This window comes from Fodinicola acaciae, assembly GCF_010993745.1.
Taxonomy (GTDB): domain Bacteria; phylum Actinomycetota; class Actinomycetes; order Mycobacteriales; family HKI-0501; genus Fodinicola; species Fodinicola acaciae.
In genome coordinates this window covers 1,326,062-1,343,305 of record NZ_WOTN01000004.1, presented here as the reverse complement: position 1 = coordinate 1,343,305, position 17,244 = coordinate 1,326,062, and the positions used below count along the sequence as shown (strand labels likewise).

The 17,244-nt window shown below is 69.5% G+C and carries 17 protein-coding genes; 8 read left to right on the top strand and 9 right to left on the bottom strand.

Translation table 11 applies throughout. The annotated features are described in order from the left end of the window. Positions 1-8: 8 nt before the first annotated feature. From GNX95_RS41845 to ispF, 4 genes are all read right to left on the bottom strand, one after another. A complete protein-coding gene (locus GNX95_RS41845) occupies positions 9-530 on the bottom strand; it encodes a YbaK/EbsC family protein (RefSeq protein WP_187369785.1) in 522 nt (173 codons plus the stop codon). Then, the gene (locus GNX95_RS41840) at positions 527-1,537 is read right to left on the bottom strand and encodes a tetratricopeptide repeat protein (protein ID WP_163513689.1); all 1,011 of its coding nucleotides are present in this window, start codon (positions 1,535-1,537) and stop codon (positions 527-529) included. Before GNX95_RS41840 ends, GNX95_RS41845 begins: the two co-directional genes overlap by 4 nt. After that, positions 1,534-2,733: an ATP-binding protein gene (locus GNX95_RS41835; protein WP_163513688.1), complete on the bottom strand. Its 1,200-nt coding sequence runs from the start codon at positions 2,731-2,733 to the stop codon at positions 1,534-1,536. Before GNX95_RS41835 ends, GNX95_RS41840 begins: the two co-directional genes overlap by 4 nt. Before the next feature lie 305 nt (positions 2,734-3,038). Then, positions 3,039-3,518 carry a 2-C-methyl-D-erythritol 2,4-cyclodiphosphate synthase gene (ispF, locus tag GNX95_RS41830; RefSeq protein WP_222854327.1) on the bottom strand — a complete coding sequence of 160 codons (480 nt, stop codon included), beginning with the start codon at positions 3,516-3,518 and terminating at the stop codon, positions 3,039-3,041. Between the two features lie 46 nt (positions 3,519-3,564). Here ispF and GNX95_RS41825 point away from each other — a divergent pair, with 46 nt between their 5' ends. Next, complete coding sequence (locus GNX95_RS41825; RefSeq protein WP_222854326.1) at positions 3,565-4,254, top strand: IspD/TarI family cytidylyltransferase; 690 nt, start codon at positions 3,565-3,567, stop codon at positions 4,252-4,254. On the opposite strand, the gene GNX95_RS41820 is transcribed toward GNX95_RS41825, so the two are convergent. Next, a complete protein-coding gene (locus tag GNX95_RS41820; RefSeq protein ID WP_163513687.1) occupies positions 4,238-4,750 on the bottom strand; it encodes a 2-C-methyl-D-erythritol 4-phosphate cytidylyltransferase in 513 nt (170 codons plus the stop codon). The two genes, GNX95_RS41825 and GNX95_RS41820, sit on opposite strands and share 17 nt — an antisense overlap. Before the next feature lie 21 nt (positions 4,751-4,771). Then, a complete protein-coding gene (locus GNX95_RS41815; protein WP_163513686.1) occupies positions 4,772-5,254 on the bottom strand; it encodes a CarD family transcriptional regulator in 483 nt (160 codons plus the stop codon). 257 nt (positions 5,255-5,511) lie between these two features. Here GNX95_RS41815 and GNX95_RS41810 point away from each other — a divergent pair, with 257 nt between their 5' ends. Then, a complete protein-coding gene (locus GNX95_RS41810) occupies positions 5,512-6,279 on the top strand; it encodes a hypothetical protein (protein WP_163513685.1) in 768 nt (255 codons plus the stop codon). Between the two features lie 24 nt (positions 6,280-6,303). On the opposite strand, the gene GNX95_RS41805 is transcribed toward GNX95_RS41810, so the two are convergent. Next, complete coding sequence (locus GNX95_RS41805; RefSeq protein ID WP_163513684.1) at positions 6,304-7,080, bottom strand: GntR family transcriptional regulator; 777 nt, start codon at positions 7,078-7,080, stop codon at positions 6,304-6,306. Positions 7,081-7,206: 126 nt separating this feature from the next. Between GNX95_RS41805 and GNX95_RS41800 the strand changes: the two genes are divergently transcribed. From GNX95_RS41800 to disA, 3 genes are all read left to right on the top strand, one after another. Further along, entirely contained in the window at positions 7,207-7,989 is a 783-nt protein-coding gene (locus GNX95_RS41800) for a copper chaperone PCu(A)C domain-containing protein (protein WP_163513683.1), read from the top strand. A 280-nt stretch (positions 7,990-8,269) separates the two neighbouring features. Beyond that, positions 8,270-9,658 (top strand): DNA repair protein RadA, encoded by a 1,389-nt coding sequence (gene radA / locus GNX95_RS41795; protein ID WP_163513682.1) that lies wholly within the window; start codon positions 8,270-8,272, stop codon positions 9,656-9,658. A 129-nt stretch (positions 9,659-9,787) separates the two neighbouring features. Beyond that, complete coding sequence (gene disA, locus GNX95_RS41790; RefSeq protein ID WP_222854325.1) at positions 9,788-10,864, top strand: DNA integrity scanning diadenylate cyclase DisA; 1,077 nt, start codon at positions 9,788-9,790, stop codon at positions 10,862-10,864. 27 nt (positions 10,865-10,891) lie between these two features. Here the strand turns inward: disA and GNX95_RS41785 are convergent, their stop codons facing one another. Beyond that, positions 10,892-11,581, bottom strand: a complete 690-nt coding sequence (locus GNX95_RS41785; RefSeq protein ID WP_163513680.1) for a hypothetical protein — start codon at positions 11,579-11,581, stop codon at positions 10,892-10,894. Positions 11,582-11,649: 68 nt separating this feature from the next. Between GNX95_RS41785 and GNX95_RS41780 the strand changes: the two genes are divergently transcribed. From GNX95_RS41780 to GNX95_RS41770, 3 genes are all read left to right on the top strand, one after another. Next, a complete protein-coding gene (locus tag GNX95_RS41780; RefSeq protein ID WP_163513679.1) occupies positions 11,650-12,549 on the top strand; it encodes an HhH-GPD family protein in 900 nt (299 codons plus the stop codon). Then, on the top strand, positions 12,546-13,478 hold the full coding sequence (locus GNX95_RS41775) for a polysaccharide deacetylase family protein (protein WP_163513678.1): 933 nt from the start codon (positions 12,546-12,548) through the stop codon (positions 13,476-13,478). Before GNX95_RS41780 ends, GNX95_RS41775 begins: the two co-directional genes overlap by 4 nt. A 96-nt stretch (positions 13,479-13,574) precedes the next feature. After that, positions 13,575-14,402 carry a polysaccharide deacetylase family protein gene (locus GNX95_RS41770; protein WP_222854324.1) on the top strand — a complete coding sequence of 276 codons (828 nt, stop codon included), beginning with the start codon at positions 13,575-13,577 and terminating at the stop codon, positions 14,400-14,402. 75 nt (positions 14,403-14,477) lie between these two features. Here GNX95_RS41770 and GNX95_RS41765 read toward each other — a convergent pair whose 3' ends face one another. Further along, positions 14,478-17,009: an ATP-dependent Clp protease ATP-binding subunit gene (locus GNX95_RS41765; protein ID WP_163513677.1), complete on the bottom strand. Its 2,532-nt coding sequence runs from the start codon at positions 17,007-17,009 to the stop codon at positions 14,478-14,480. Positions 17,010-17,244 lie beyond the last annotated feature (235 nt).

Genomic DNA, 17,244 nt, shown 5'->3' with positions numbered 1-17,244 from the left:
GATCTTGGTCACCTGGCCAGGCCGTCGACGACCTCGGCGGCCGGCAGCTTGGCCAACACCGACCCCGGCAGCCACAGCTTCGACCGGCGTACGCCACTGCCGATCACCACCTCCCCCGCCGCCGCCACCGCGGCGTCCACCAGCACCGGCCAGCCAGGCAGACCGAGCGGCGTGATCCCGCCATACTCCATTCCGGTCAAGCCCGTCGCCACGTCCATCGGCGCGAAGGACGCCTTGCGTACGTCCAGACGCTTGCGCACGACGTTGTTGACGTCCGCACGCGTGGTCGCCAGCACCATGCACGCGGCAAACCGCTCCTCGCCGCCGCGCCTGCCGGTCACGACGACACAGTTGGCCGACTCGTCCAGCCGTACGCCATAGCGCTCGCAGAAAGCCGCCGTGTCGGCCAGCTCAGGGTCGATCTCGGCGACCGTCACGGCAGCCGGGTCGGGCAGCGCGGCGATCGCGGCCGCCACCGGCTCGGCCAGCAGATCGGGACGGTCCAGCGCCGGCACCCTGTCCACGGTCACATCTTCCTCCGCATGATCATCAGCGCGAGCCGGAACCAGATCATGCTCGCGCACACCACCGCGATGCCGGCCTGCAGCATCCACTCCAGGCCGGTCGACGCGTAGCCGACCGACAGGCCGAAGCCGACCACGACCAGACCGGTGGCACATGCGAGGCTCCGATACCGGCGCGCGAGCAACGGCATCGCCGGCGCCAGCCGGCGCGGCATCCGCAGCACGAACACGACCGCGCCGGTCGCGATGGCCAGGTTGACCACGCCGTCGATCAGCCGCGACGCGAGGCCACCGGCGTCGACCAGCTGCGTACACGCCAGCGCGGTCAGCAGCTCAACAGATCCGACCAGGCCGACGCACCAGGCGAGTACGCCGACGATGTTGTGGCTGGCCACCGCCTCGTCCGGCGCCGCCGCCGCGGTGTCGAGCAGGCCGCGCAGCGCACGGAAGATCCGCCGGCGACGGAAATCCAGCACGGCCAGGTCGTGCCGCGCCGCCACGTGGTCCGGCTTGAGCCGCAGGGTTTCCTCGTACGCGCGCCGAGCCGTGGCCCGGTCGCCGCGGTCGGACGCGATGTCACCGACCCGGAAGTGCGCCTCCGGGTCGAGCGGGTCGAGGTCGACGGCCCGGCGCGCCATCTCCAGGCCCTGCTCCGACCGGCCGGCCGCGTGCAGCACGATCGCATAGCAGCGCAGCACGATCGACGCGTACGGATCGAGGCGTACGGCGTGTTCGGCGGCGACGACCGCCTCGTCGTGACGGCCGAGGCCGGACAACGCGAGCGCGCGCAGCCGATACGCACGCTCGGCGAGCGGTTGTGCGCCGATCGCCGCGTCGGCGGCGTGCAGCGTGCCGTCGAACCGCCGGTCGACCAGCTGCAGGTGCGCGAGCATCATCAAGGCCTCGGCGTCGGCCGGCTCGGCGGCCAGCAGCGTACGCAGCGCGGCCTCGGCCTCGCGCATCCGACCGAGGTCGACCAGAGCCTGTGCCCTGCGCAGCCGGGCGCCGCTCACACCATGCGCCGCTTTTTCATGTACGCCAACAGGTCGTCGTACTCGCCGTCGGTGTTGGCGAAGGTCGCCACGTTGCGCGCGGCCGCGAACCACGGACCGGTGCTCGGCTTGATCTGCTTGAGCGCGGCCCTGAAGTCGTCCATCGTCACCGGCCGCACCTTGCCCGTACGCACCGAGTCGGCCAGCGCCAGCTCGGCGGCGGACTCGCAGGCATGTGCGATGTCGGCTCCGGAGAAGTCCTCGGTGGCGCGTACCAGCTTGTCGACATCGATGCCGGCCAGCGGGCGGCCATCCAGGTGATAGCGCAGGATGGCCGCCCTGGCCGGCGCGTCCGGCGGCAGGACCAGCAGCATCCGGTCGAAGCGGCCGGGCCGGCGCAGAGCGGTGTCCACGTCCCACGGGTGGTTGGTCGCGGCCAGCACGAAAACGCCTTCGTTGCGGCCGGAGACCGAGTCCATCTCGGTCAGCAGCGTGTTGACCAGCGTACGCAGCCAGCTGTTGTTGCGCAGGTGCGAGCGCTTCTGGCCGAGCGCGTCGAGCTCGTCGAAGAACAGCACGCACGGCGCGTTGCGGCGAGCCACGTCGAAGAGCTCCTTGACCGCGCGCTCGCTGTTGCCGATGTACATGTCGAGCACCTCGGCGATGCCGACCGGATAGAACCGAGCCCCCATCTCGCCGGCGACCGCGCGCGCGATGAACGTCTTGCCGCAGCCGGGAGGGCCGTAGAGCATCAGCCCGCCGGACAGGCTCTTGCGGAAGGTCCTGGCCAGCTCGGGGTTGCGCATCGGACCGAGGAAGGCGATCTCCAGCCGCTGCTTGACCTCGTCCATGCCGCCGACGTCGTCCAGGCGTACGCCGGCGGCCTGCACCTCCTCGTCGAGGCCGACCGGCTCGCCGTCGTTGACGAACGCCGGCTGCGCGATGTCGCCGAGTTGCTCCTCGGCGGCCGACCAGTCGAAGGGCGTCTCCTGCTTCGGCTTCTCTTCTCCGGAAAGCGCCGCGGAGACCCGATTGAGCAGTGCGATCGCCTCGGCGTTGGCGGGTTCGCGCTGGAGCACCTGCGAACACTCCGCGAGCGCGCCGGCGGCGTCGTCGCGCTCGGCGAGCAGGCCGGCCAGGTGCAGCCGCAGCGGCACGTCGTCGGGCGCGGCGGCCACCGCCGCGCGCAGGCTGGTCAGCAACGGGTCATCGGTCATCGGCGGTCCTCCCGTCCACCAACCCTAGCCGCCGGGCGCACCACCCTGGACGGCGCTTTTCGTTGAATGCACGCGATGACCCCCTGCGCCCGCTGAATGCGCACGAGGACACGTCCGCGGGATGCACGCATGGCCACCATGCGTGCGTACGACGGCCGCATGGCCACCATGCGTGCATCGCCACCAGCGAAGATCAACTTTTCTACTTATGTAAGTTGCCACGCGAACCCACCCCCCGCCCGTTTGGGTGGGGGCCCAGATTGACAGGGGGGTGCGACAGTTTCGCGCCGTAGCAGGTAATCGGGCTAGAGCGGGACCACCAGCGCGGTCGCGACCGCGGCCAGGCCGTCGCCGCGGCCGAGGAAGCCGAGGTGGTCGGTGGTCGCGCCGGAGACACTGACCGGACCGCCGGCGGCTTCCGACAGCACACGCTCGGCCTCGGCCCGGCGAGTGCCGATCTTGGGGGTGTTGCCGACCAACTGTACGGCGACGTTGCCGATCCCGAAGCCGGCGGCACGCACCTGGCGCGCGGCCTCGGCGAGCAGGCTGACACCGCTGGCACCGGACCACTCCGGCCGTCCCGTACCGAAGATCGCCCCGAGGTCACCCAGACCCGCTGCGGACAGCAGCGCGTTGCAGGCGGCGTGCGCGACGACGTCACCGTCGGAGTGACCGGCGAGCCCCGGCACGCCGTCCCACAGCAGGCCGGCGACCCAGCACGGCCGGCCGTCGCCGAAGGCGTGTACGTCGGTGCCGACGCCGACCCGTGGCAGCGGTGAAGTCACGAAACCGATCAAAGCATCAACCGATCAGAGCACTAAGGTCGGCACCGTGGAGGCAGGGGTGCTGGTGTTGGCCGGCGGCAGCGGTACGCGGCTCGGCGCGCCGACCAACAAGGTCTACCTGCCGCTCGCCGGCCGGAGCGTGATCTCGCACTCATTGCTCGCGTTCGCGCGTACGCCCGCGGTCAAGCGGCTCGTGCTGGTGGCCCGCGCCACCGACGACGACCACGTGCGCACCGTCCTCGGCGAGCTGCCGGACATCGACGTGGAGCTGGCCATCGGTGGTGCCACGCGGCACGCCAGCGAGCTGTCCGGCCTGCGCCACCTCGCACCGGCGATCGCCGGCGGCGAGATCGATGTCGTCGCGATCCACGACGGCGCTCGGCCGCTGGTGAGTCGTGACCTGATCGACCGGATCCTCACCGCCGCCGCTGACACCGGTGGCGCGATCCCCGGGATCCCGGTGACCGATCTGGTCGACCGCGAAACCCTGGCACCGGCCGGGAAGGAGCACACTCTCGTACGCGTCCAGACGCCGCAGGCATTTCGCGCCGCCGAGCTTCTCGACGCGTACGAACGAGCCGACGCCGCCGGTTTCGCCGGCACGGACACGTCGGCATGTGTCGAGACGTTCACCGACCTGGCGATCGCCTGCGTGGCCGGCGATCCGGCCAATCTCAAGGTCACCTATCCGGCCGACCTGCCGGTCGCGGAGAAACTGCTCAGCGCACGGTCGTGACCGGGATGCCGAGCCGCGCGGCACGCGAAGGCATTGCGGAAAAAGAAAAACCGGCGTCCGCGATCACCGCTGCCAGGGCCGCTCGGGTGGCGGCCTGCGGCGTGCGTACGCGCAGGACGGTGTCGCGGTCGAGCGTGCCGGTGACCAAACCCGCGTCGACGATCTTCACCGTCTCGGTCATGTCGGCCAGCGCCACACACCAACCGTCGCCGACACCATCGAGCACTTCGAGAGCGTCCGCCGACGGCTCCTCGCCGTCATAGAGCAGCACCTGGTCGACGTCGTCAGGCAACGCGCCCACTCCGATGGCGAGGGCGTCGGCGAGCGAAATGCCTTGCGGTATCGGGATAATTCTCACACCGCCGTCGCGCTGCGAAACCGGCCGGTCACTCGACCGTACGAGGACGATCACGTCGTCGACAAAACGCGGAAAACTCCTGGCGGCCGGAAACCCGCCGGACACAGAAAAAGTGGCGGCCCACAGAATGGCCGCCACTTTCTTTGATCGCACGGAAAATCAGGACTCGAGGACCTCGTCCAGCAACACGCCGGCCTTTTCCTTGTCGGTCCCCTCGGCCAATGCCAATTCGCCGACCAGGATTTCGCGCGCCTTGGACAGCATGCGCTTTTCCCCGGCCGACAGGCCACGTTCCTTGTCGCGGCGCCACAAATCGCGTACCACCTCGGCGACCTTGTTCACGTCGCCGCTGGCGAGCTTCTCCAGATTGGCCTTATAGCGGCGAGACCAGTTGGTCGGCTCCTCGGTGTGCGGGGCACGCAGCACCTGGAACACGCGCTCGAGTCCCTCTTCGCCGACCACCTCGCGAACTCCGACATATTCGGCGTTCTCGGCGGGGACGCGGACGGTTAGATCTCCTTGAGCAACTTTGAGAACGAGGTATTGACGCTCTTCGCCTTTGATGACGCGAGTCTCAATGGCCTCGATGAGAGCTGCTCCGTGGTGCGGATAGACGACGGTCTCACCAACAGTGAAAGTCATTGGCCTAAGAACCCCTTTCGCTTTGACAAGGATACCACGCCCGCACCGTGGGGCGGGACTCGAGTGGAGGGCATCACCGCAGGTCAGAGGCCATAAGTTAGGTGCCGCAGGGGTTGACAAACCGGCTGGGACGCTACTCAGGTGGGTCCGGACCACGTTCGGTCGGTGCGGCCTATGGCTTTGTGAGCGCGACCGGCGCACAGTAGACGATGAGCCTTGATGAGCCCCGATCCCAAGTGCCCGGGAGTGTCTAGCCAATGGATTCGCAGCGGCCGGACGACGAATCCGGCCCCACGGCCGGAGACAACCGGCCCGACCCGCACGCGCCGGACGGCGAGCTGCCGGAGCTGCCGCCGGAGTGGTCGGATCTGGTGGTGCCGGACGACGCCAGCGCGCTGGCCGCCGAGGCCGAACAGGTGCGTGCCGAGCTCCGGGCCGAGCGCCGCCGCCGGCGGTGGGAGAAGGTGTTGCGCGGCCGGCGCTGGGAACGGTACGGAATGTCCGGGCCGCTGGTGATCCTCGTACTCGTCGTCGTGTCGTCGATCGCCGCCCTTCTGATCGCGGTGCTGCCGACGACCGCGCCGCGCGTGCCACAGGCGGCACCACTGGCACGTCCGGCGACCTCGCCTGGCCTGCCCGGCGGCCTGTTGCCGGACGTGCAACTGCACCGGGTCGACGGCTCCGCGGTGGCACTGCGCGGCATCCGGCCGGCGGTCGTGCTGCTGGTGGCCGACGCGTGCGACTGCCAGTCCGTGATCGAGGCATACATCGACGCCACCGCCGCTCCGCGGCTGGAGCTGCTGGTCGTCGGCGAACACCGCCGGCCGGCCGTACCGGAGCTGGCGATGAGCCGGATCGTCGGTCTCACCGACCCGGCCGCAGCACTGACGCGCGCGCTTCCGGTGCATTCACATCCCGGCCAGCCGACGTCCGTGTTGGTACGCGACACCGGCGTCATCGCACGGATCGTCATTGACGCCACGGACGCCAGCGCGCTGCACGACGACATCACGGCACTCGCCTAGTGTCCCGAGTCAGAACTCGGGACACTAGTCGGTCGGCTCGCCGCCGCTCCAGACGGTGATTTTCGTTCTGTCACCACGAAAAAGATCGCGCGCGTATTCGAGCGCGAGACCGGAACGCGCGTACGCGGTGCGCTCGATCATCATCAGCGGCTGACCCGGTTCGATCTCCAACGCCTCGGCATCGTTGGCCGACGCGATCACCGGTGAGAGTGCTTCGAACGCGCGCGTTGGCTGTTGTCCGTACACCGTCGTCAAAAGCGCATAAAGCGAACCGGTCAGTGGCTGCGACAGCATGTCGGGACACACCGCGGCAGGGAAATACGAGCATTCCAACGCGAGCGGGCGGCGGTTGGCCAGCCGTACGCGGATGATCTCGAAGACATCGGCGCCCTCGTCGAGATTCAGCGCCGACGCGACGACCGCGGTGGCCGGCAGCCGTTCGGCGGTGAGGACCCGAGCGCCTGGCTCCAGGTTGCTGCGGCGCAACTGTTCGGTGAATCCGGTCAGTCCGGTGAGATCGCACTCCACCTTCGGCTGCGCCACGAAGGTGCCGCCGCTGCGGCCACCCGTACGCACCAGCAGCTCGCGCCGCTCCAGCGCGGCCAACGCCTGGCGCAGCGTCATCCGGCTGACCTGGAGCGAGGCGGCCAGCTGGCGCTCGGGTGGCAGCCGGTCACCGGGCGTGAGATGACCGGCGACGATCTCGCCGCCGAGCCACTGCTCGATCTGTACGTGCATCGGCACGGCGGAGTCCGGACGGGGGTGGAACTCGTCCCCGACGACGAAACTCTCCGTGGTCACGGTGTGTAATCCTACCGGTTGGACGTACCCGCCGGGGTCACATCAGTCCCACCCAACGCGGCCGGCGGTCGGCGGCCGCATTAGTCTGACCCCGATTGGCGCAGGTGAGTCGGGAGGACTGTTGTCGTGACCGTTGGTTCTGGGCCCATGCGAGCCGGCAGCCGGGCCGGCCTGATGGCCGCGGCCGGCCTGCTCGCGGTGACCGCCGGACTGGCCGGCTGCAGCTCCGGCAAGGTCTCCCAGACCGCCGACCAGCGCGAGGCCATCGACGGGTTGAACATCACCCTCGGCGCGCTCGCCATCCGCGACGCCGCCGTCGACTTCCCGGCCGACTCCGCGGCCGGTGTCATGTCGTATCCGGCCGGCGGCAACGCGCCGCTGACCATGGTGGTGGTGAACTCGGCCGACGCCGCGGACAGCCTGGTGTCGGCGAGCTCGCCGCTGGCCGACTCGGTCACGGTGGCGCCGGCGCGACCCGGTGCCACGCCGCCGGGGGTCGGCTGTGTCGCCACCGCCTCGGCATTGACCAGCGCGTCGCCATCGGCTTCGGGTTCGGCTTCGGCGAAGCCGTCCGGATCGGCGAAGCCGTCCGGATCCGCGTCGCCGCGCGGCTCGGCATCGCCGTCCGGCTCGGCCTCGGCATCCGGGTCCGCCGCCGCGGAGCCGGCAGGTCCGCCGGTCGCCGACCTGCCGGTGCCACCGTCCAGCGCCGTACAGCTGGTCGCCGGCTGCCAGCACCTGGTGCTCTCCGGCCTGAAGAAGGAGATCGCCGCCGGACAGCTGATCCCGGTCACGCTGACGTTCAAGAACGCCGGCGCCACCGACGCGTCGTTCAAGCTGCCGTTCGTCAGCCCGGCGACGCCGCTGCCGCGCGCTCCGATCTCCGACTTCCACCCGGCCGAAGGCTGAGGCCCTCTCGCGCGTGACGCCGCGGTCCGTACGCCGGCGTCGCGCGCTTGTTCGTCGGTTGCGGCGACCAAGATCAACTTTGCTACTTATGTAACTTCCGCGCGGACCCACCCCCCACCCTGGACTGGGTGGGGGCCATTTTGGTGGGTACGTACGACAGTTTCGCGCCGTAGCAGATAATCGCGCGGACGCACGCATGGTGGCCATGCGGGCATCGCGCCGGGGTGGCGTCAGCGTGCCGGGGACGGGACTGTCGTACGGACTGGCTAACGTCACGGACATGGTGAAAGAGCGTCCGGCGTTCCACTGCGAGCAGTGCGGCTTCAGCGTCCCGAAGTGGGTCGGCCGCTGTCCCGACTGCGGCGCGTGGGGCTCGGTCACCGAGTCCGTGCCGACGCGTACGCCCAACGCCGGCCCGGTCTCGGCGCCGGCCCGGCCGATCGCCGAGATCGCCGTCGAGGAGGCCAAGGCCAGGCCGACCGGGGTCGGCGAGCTGGACCGTGTGCTCGGCAGCGGCCTGGTGCCCGGCGCGGTGATCCTGCTGGCCGGCGAGCCGGGTGTCGGCAAGTCGACGCTGCTGCTGGAGGTCGCTCAGGCGTACGCGGCGGCCGGCAGCGGCCGTTCGCTGGTGGTGACCGGCGAGGAGTCGGCGGCGCAGGTGCGGCTGCGCGCCGAGCGCACCGGCGCGCTGTCCCCCGATCTCTATCTGGCCGCCGAGACCGACCTCTCCGCGGTGCTGACCCACCTCGACGAGGTGCAGCCGGGCCTGCTGATCCTCGACTCGGTGCAGACCGTGGCGGCGCCCGGCGTCGACGCGGCGGCCGGCGGCGTCACGCAGGTGCGTGCGGTGGCCAGCGCACTCACGACCGTCGCCAAGACCCGCGGCATCGCGGTCGTTCTGGTCGGCCACGTCACGAAAGACGGCAACATCGCCGGGCCGCGCGTGCTCGAGCACATCGTCGACGTCGTCCTGCAGTTCACCGGCGAGCAACATTCACCGCTGCGCCTGGTACGTGCCGTCAAAAACCGGTTCGGCCCGGCCGACGAGGTCGGCTGTTTCGAGATGCACGACGCCGGCATCCGCGGCCTGCCCGATCCCTCCGGCCTGTTCCTCAACCGCCACAACGAGCCGGTCATCGGCACCTGCGTGACGGTCACCATGGAAGGCCGCCGGCCGCTGCTGGCCGAGGTGCAGGCGCTGGCGGCCGAGTCGGCCATGCCCAATCCGCGGCGCGCGGTGAGCGGCCTCGACCACGCGCGTACGGCGATGACGTTGGCGGTCGTCGAGCGCCACGCCAACTGCAAACTGGGCTCGAAAGACGTGTTCACCGCGACCGTCGGCGGCCACCGGATCACCGAGCCGGCGGCGGACCTCGCGGTCGCGATGGCGGTGATGTCCTCGGTCTTCGAGAGCCTGCTGCCGGCCGACCTGGTCGCGGTCGGCGAGGTCGGGCTGTCCGGTGAGCTGCGCCGGGTCAGCGGCACCGGCCGCCGGCTCGCCGAGGCCCACCGGCTGGGTTTCCGGCATGCTCTGGTGCCGGCCGACTGCGATGACCTGCCACCGAAGATGAACGTCTATCCGGTCGCCGACCTGAGAGCGGCGATGGCGGCGGTCAAGTCGATGAAACTGGAGGCCCGGCGTCCGCTGGCGCCTGTCAGGGCCGGCTGAAACGGCGCCGATCCGCCACCACCGGCGCGGAAAGTGCCGGCCTCGCCAAGGGGCCGGCAGCTCAGCGGGCAGCCCCGCCGTAACCACGTACAATGCTTGCAGTCAACGCCGACACCTCGGGGAGGTCGTGTGCCGCCGGACCGCGAGGACCGCCTTCGGTCCACCCTGGGTCTCGTCGCGCCAGGCACGGATCTGCGAGACGGTTTGGAGCGGATCCTCCGCGGCAACACCGGCGGACTGATCGTGCTCGGTTACGACAAGGTCGTCGAATCCCTTTGCACGGGCGGATTTCCGATGGACGTCGAGTTCGCCGCCACCCGGCTGCGCGAGCTCGCCAAGATGGACGGCGCGGTCGTGCTGTCCACCGACGGCACCCGGATCGTACGCGCCGCCGTCCACCTGGTCCCCGACCCGACGATCCCGACCGAGGAGTCCGGCACCCGCCACCGCACGGCCGAGCGGGTCGCCCGGCAGACCGGATTTCCGGTGCTGTCGGTCAGCCAGTCGATGCGGATCATCAGCCTGTACGTGGCCGGCATGCGATACGTGCTGGACGAGTCGGCGGCGATCCTGTCCCGCGCCAACCAGGCGCTGGCCACCCTCGAGCGTTACAAGCTGCGCCTCGACGAGGTCGCCGGCACACTGTCCGCGCTGGAGATCGAGGATCTGGTGACCGTGCGCGACGCGATGGCCGTCGTGCAGCGGCTGGAGATGGTCCGGCGGATCGCCGACGAGATCTCCGGCTACGTGATCGAGCTCGGCATCGACGGCCGGCTGCTGGCCCTTCAGCTCGACGAGCTGATGGCCGGCGTCGACGAGGACCGCACGCTGATCGTCCGCGACTACGTGCCGACCGGCCGGCGCGCCCGCCAGCCGGAGGACGTGCTCGGCGACCTCGACGAGCTCTCCAGCCTCGACCTGCTCGACCTGACCCTGGTGGCGCGCTGCTGCGGCTTTCCGCCGACTCAGGACGCGCTGGAGGCGGCGGTGAGCCCGCGTGGCTATCGGCTGCTGGCCAAGGTGCCGCGGCTGCCCGGCACCGTCATCGACCGGCTGGTGGAGCATTTCGGTGGCCTGCAACGGCTTCTCGGCGCCACCGTCGACCACCTGCAGGCCGTCGACGGCGTCGGCGACGCGCGGGCGCGCAGCGTACGCGAAGGCCTGTCGCGACTCGCCGAGTCGTCGATCCTGGAACGGTACGTCTAAGAGACTGTTGGGGAACTGAGGCGTGTCTTAGGAGCTCTTGGCCGCGATGGTGAAGGTCACCGGCTGACTGAGGATCGCCGACCACCGCGTCACCAACTGGTAGGTGCCGGGTCCGACGCGGGTGCGCTGCCCGGCGCAGTTGCGGTTGGACGTGAGACCCGACCAGGTCAACGCGTACGAGTAGGACTTTCCGGGCTGCAGCAAGGAAGGCTGCGTGCCGGTGTCGGGTTTGCAGTCGGCCGACGACCAGACCCAGTTGCGGCCACCCATCACCCGGTATTCGCGCTGTGACGGCCCGAGATCACCCTGGCAGGCGACCGTGCCGTGGTTGACAACGGTCAGCTTGAGCCGCGGACTGCTGCCGACCGTCCACCTGGTCGTTTCCAGGCCGGCGCTGACCTGGACGACCGCGGCCGAGCAGGCGGCCGGCGCGGCGATCTGCGACGGCGGCAGCGACGGCGGTACCGATGGCGAGACCGGCGGCGCGGACGCAGTGGCCGACAGAGTCGGCAACAACGACGGTGTCGGGGACGCTGACGGCGACGGGCTCGCGCTCGGCTTCTTCGTCGGCGTGGTCACGGCCGCCGTCTGTTTTTCCGGCGAGCCGCGGAAAGCACAGGTGGCCAGCGTGATGAGCGCGACCAGCAGGACGGCACCCACCAACGCTCTCCGCCGCCAGTAGACGGCGGGTGGCAGCGGACCAACCGTCAGTTTCATGGTGGTTTGCACGGTAACCCGCCGTGCCCTCCGACGGCGGCAGGACGCGCCGTGCGACGATGATCGCGATGAATTCCTCCGCCGCCGCGCGACTGCCTGTCGGCGCACTTTTGGCCTGGTACGACGAGAAAGCCCGTGACCTGCCGTGGCGTGCGCCGGACGCGTCGCCGTGGGCCGTGCTGGTCAGCGAGATCATGCTGCAGCAGACGCCGGTCAACCGCGTGCTGCCAGTGTACGAGTCGTGGCTGGCCCGCTGGCCGGCGCCGGCGGACCTGGCCGCCGCACCGTCCGGCGAGGCGATCCGCGAGTGGGGCCGGCTCGGCTATCCGCGGCGAGCCCTGCGGCTGCACGAATGCGCCGGCGTCATCGTCGAGCGGCACGGCGGTGAGGTGCCGTGCACGGTCGAGGATTTGCTCGCGCTGCCAGGCATCGGGACATACACCGCACACGCGGTGGCCGCTTTCGCATACCGGCAGCGCGTGCCGGTCATCGACACCAACGTCCGGCGCGTGCTGGCCCGGTTTCTGGACGGCGTGGCCGATTCGGCCAGAAATGTCAGCGGTTCGGACCTGGCACGGCTGGAATCCCTCCTGCCCCGACAACCGGAACGGGCCGCTCGCGCGTCTGTGTCTGTGATGGAACTCGGAGCGCTGATCTGTGTCGCGCGTACGCCGCGGTGCGCCGACTGTCCGGTGGCGGCCGACTGCCGGTGGCGGTCGGCCGGCTGTCCGGACAACGCCGCGCCGGCGCGGCGACCGCAGGCCTTCGCCGGCACCGACCGGCAGGTGCGCGGCCTGCTGATGGCGGTGCTGCGCGAGTCGGCGGCGCCGGTGCCGGCCGAGCGGCTCGACACCGTCTGGCCGAAGCCGGCGCAGCGCGCTCGCGCGCTCGACGGGCTGGTCGCCGACGGACTGGTCGACCCGCTCCCGGACGGTCGCTTCGCGCTGCCAGGCATGGCGGCGAAGTGACCAAGAGCGTGAGCCTTGTCGACCGGATCCTCAACGCGATCCCCGCCGACTTCCGTACGCTGCGCCGCCGGGTCGGCCGGCACGGCATCCTGTTCGCCTCCGTGATCGCCGCGCTCGTCGCGGTCGGAGGCGTGCTGTTCGCGGTGGTGCCGGCCAGTGGCACGTACGACCTGGCGCGGCCGACCAGCGGCAAGGTCGCCACCCACGTCAAACCGCCGGACGGCGAGGATCCCGGCCTGTGGATCACGCCGCACGCGGCCAGCGTGCCGACCACCGGGCCGCTGCCGAGGATCTCCGTCGCCGCTCCGCCAGCCGCCTCGCTGAAGCTGGACGAGGCCGGACCGTACGCGCCGGTGGTCACCCGGATCCCGACCAACCGGAAGGTCGTCTTCGTCACGATGGACGACGGCAGCTTCCAGGACCCCTCCGCGCGCACACTGTTCCGGCAGAGCCGGCTGCCGGCCACGCTGTTCCTGATCAGCCACACCACGATCGGCCACAAGGCATACTTCCGCGACCTGGTCGCGCACGGCGGCACCATCGAGTCGCACACGCTGACCCACCCCAAGCTCGCCGGCCGGTCGGAGACGTTCCAGCACGGCCAGCTGTGCGGCGCCGCGCGGCAGCTCGCCGGCGCCTACGGCAAGCGTCCGACGCTGTTCCGGCCGCCGTACGGCTCCTACGACGAGACCACGCTGAAGGTCGCGCACGACTGCCAATATCGCGCGGTGGTGCTGTGGGAGGGGTCGATGATCGGCGGCGCGCTCTACATCGGCGGTCACGAGGTCGGACCGAAGAACCCGCTCAAGCCGGGCATGATCCTGCTCATGCACTTCACGCCGCGGTTCAACGCCGACTATCGCGTGTTGTTGGCGACCATCGCCGCCTCCGGATATTCGGTCGGAAATCTGAGCGACTACGTTAAATAGCGTTAGTTGGGTCACGATCCACCGGAGACTCAACGGGGAGAAGCCTTCGGACGTCTTCACAGGAAAGGCGTACGACCGACTGCTGGATTGGGATCCGTGAACCGACATCGCGTCACCGTGACCGCCCTGATCGCCATAGTCGCACTGCTGGCCGGCTGCGGCGGCTCGCCGAAGACGACACCGTCCGACAGCACCTCAGGGTCGCCGGCCACCCAACCCACGACGAGTCAGAGCCCGGACCGGCCCGATCCGAGCTCGACGGCCGACGGCCTGCCGGCGGTGCCGGCCTTCGACCCGCCGCCGCAGGCCCAGCCGCCGACGCTGACCGCGAAACCCGGCGAGGTGCCGGTCGTGCACGAGATCAAGACGACCCAGCCGGTCGCCTTCATCACCATCGACGACGGCGCCAAGCGCGACCCGAAGGCCGCCGCGCTGTTCAAGAAGGCCGGCGTACCGGTGACGCTCTTCCTGCTCGGCAACGACGTCGACCCGGCGCCTGACTACTTCCGCGGCCTGCAGGCGGCCGGCGCGAAGATCGAGGACCACACGCAGACGCACCGCGAGATGCCGGGCCTGTCCGCCGACCAGCAGAAGAAGGAGATCTGTTCGACCGCGGACAAATACCAGAAGCTGTTCGGCAACCGGCCGACGCTGTTCCGGCCGCCGTACGGCAGCTACAACACCACGACCAAGAAGATGGTCGCCGCGTGCAAGCTGAGCTACATCGTGCTGTGGCGCGAGACCACCGACAACGGCAAGGTCTTCTACCAGCGTCCGGACAAGAAGGTGCACGCCGGCGACATCGTCCTGATGCACTTCCGGCCGGCGTTCGTACGCGACTTCGCGGCGGTTCTGTGGGCGATCAAGAACGCCGGTCTGACGCCGGCCGTGCTGCAGGACTACCTCCCCGCCAAGGCCGCCTGACCACCCCACGCCGAGTAATTGGCAAGCAGAAAGGGCCGGTCCCTCCGCGGAGGAACCGGCCCTTTCGGTGTGCCGTTACTCGGTGCCGTTCTTGGCGACCGTCACCGCCGGTGCGTCCTTCTCGGCGCTGACCAGCTCCTTCTCGGTCTTCACGCCGGTCTTGAAGACCAGGCGCGCCTGGTCGACATCCGCCGGGTCACCGTCGACATCGATGGTGATGTTGGTGCCGGGCTGGATCTCGCCGAACAGGATCTTCTCGCTGAGCGTGTCCTCGATCTCGCGCTGGATCGTGCGGCGCAGTGGCCGCGCGCCGAGCACGGGGTCGAAGCCCTTCTTGGCCAGCAGGGTGCGGGCCTTCTTGGTCAGGCTCAGCGTCATGTCGCGGTTCTTCAGCTGCGAGGCCACCCTGGCGATCATGATGTCCACGATCTGGATGATCTCTTCCTCGGTGAGCTGGTGGAACACGACGATGTCGTCGATCCGGTTGAGGAACTCCGGCCGGAAGTGCTGCTTGAGCTCGTCCTGGACCTTCTGCTTCATCCGCTCGTAGCTGCTGGCCGCGTCGTTGCCGGCCTGGAAGCCCAGGCTGACCGCCTTGGACACGTCCCGCGTGCCGAGGTTGGTGGTCATGATCAGCACCGTGTTCTTGAAGTCCACGATCCGACCCTGACCGTCGGTCAGCCGGCCGTCCTCCAGCACCTGCAGCAGCGTGTTGAAGACGTCCGAGTGGGCCTTCTCCACCTCGTCGAACAGCACCACGCTGAACGGCTTGCGGCGCACCTTCTCGGTCAGCTGGCCACCCTCGTCGTAACCGACGTAACCGGGAGGGGCACCGACCAGGCGAGACACCGTGTAGCGGTCGTGGAACTCGGACATGTCCAGCTGGATCAGCGCGTCATCGTCGCCGAACAGGAACTCCGCCAGCGCCTTGGACAGCTCGGTCTTACCGACACCGGACGGGCCGGCGAAGATGAACGAGCCACCGGGACGCTTCGGGTCCTTCAGGCCGGCGCGGGTACGCCGGATGGCCTGCGACACCGACTTGATCGCCTCCTGCTGGCCGACGACCCGCTTGTGCAGCTCGTCCTCCATGCGCAGCAGCCGGGAGGTCTCCTCCTCGGTGAGCTTGAACACCGGAATGCCGGTCCAGTTGGCCAGCACCTCGGCGATCTGCTCCTCGTCGACCTCGCTGACCACGTCGAGGTCGCCGGACTTCCACTCCTTCTCCCGCTGCGACTTCTGGTTGAGCAGGGTCTTTTCCTTGTCGCGCAGGCTGGCCGCCTTCTCGAAGTCCTGCGAGTCGATCGCGGACTCCTTCTGCCGGCGTACGTCGGCGATCTTCTCGTCGAACTCGCGCAGGTCCGGCGGCGCGGTCATCCGGCGGATCCGCATCCGGGCACCGGCCTCGTCGATCAGGTCGATCGCCTTGTCCGGCAGGAACCGGTCGGAGATGTAGCGGTCGGCCAGGGTCGCCGCCTGTACGAGCGCACCGTCGGTGATCGAGACGCGGTGGTGCGCCTCGTACCGGTCGCGCAGGCCCTTCAGGATCTCGATGGTGTGCGCCAGCGTCGGCTCACCCACCTGGATCGGCTGGAACCGGCGCTCCAGCGCGGCGTCCTTCTCCAGGTATTTCCGGTATTCGTCCAGCGTGGTGGCGCCGATGGTCTGCAGCTCGCCGCGGGCCAGCATCGGCTTGAGGATGCTGGCGGCGTCGATCGCGCCCTCGGCGGCACCCGCACCCACCAGGGTGTGGATCTCGTCGATGAACAGGATGATGTCGCCGCGCGTACGGATCTCCTTGAGGACCTTCTTGAGCCGTTCCTCGAAGTCACCGCGATAGCGCGAGCCGGCGACCAGCGCGCCGAGGTCGAGCGTGTAGAGCTGCTTGTCCTTCAGCGTCTCCGGCACGTCGCCCTTGACGATCGCCTGCGCGAGGCCCTCGACGACGGCGGTCTTGCCGACGCCGGGCTCGCCGATCAGCACCGGGTTGTTCTTGGTCCGCCGGGAGAGCACCTGCATCAGGCGCTCGATCTCCTTCTCCCGGCCGATCACCGGGTCGAGCTTGTTCTCCCGCGCGGCCTGGGTGTAGTTGCGGCCGAACTGGTCGAGCACCAGCGAGGTGGACGGAGTGCCCTCGGAGGCCGGGCCGCCGCTGGACTCCTTGCCACCCTGGTAGCCGGACAGCAGCTGGATGACCTGCTGCCGCACCCGGTTGAGGTCGGCGCCGAGCTTGACCAGCACCTGCGCCGCGACACCCTCACCCTCACGGATCAGGCCGAGCAGGATGTGCTCGGTGCCGATGTAGTTGTGGCCGAGCTGCAGCGCCTCGCGCAGGCTCAGCTCCAGCACCTTCTTGGCGCGCGGGGTGAACGGGATGTGACCGGACGGGGCCTGCTGGCCCTGGCCGATGATCTCCTCCACCTGCTGGCGTACGCCTTCCAGCGAGATGCCGAGGGACTCCAGCGCCTTGGCGGCGACCCCCTCACCCTCGTGGATGAGCCCGAGCAGGATGTGTTCGGTCCCGATGTAGTTGTGGTTGAGCATCCTGGCTTCTTCCTGTGCCAGGACGACAACCCGACGCGCGCGGTCGGTAAATCTCTCGAACATCCCTCGTGCTCCTCACATGCCAGCCGGCACCTTGTGCCTGTCGTGCCTGTCGGCACTTCGTACCCCTACCGGCACCTCTCGACCGGTGGGTCGAGGGTGCGCTGCTTCGGCACCGTGTGGCCGCCGGTCGCCTGATGGCGTCCGTCCTCCACACTCTAGTCGGGGGTTGGATCGCAAACTCGTCAGAACAGTCGAATGTGGCCGACAACCAGCCGTTCAGCCGGGCCTTCCGGGC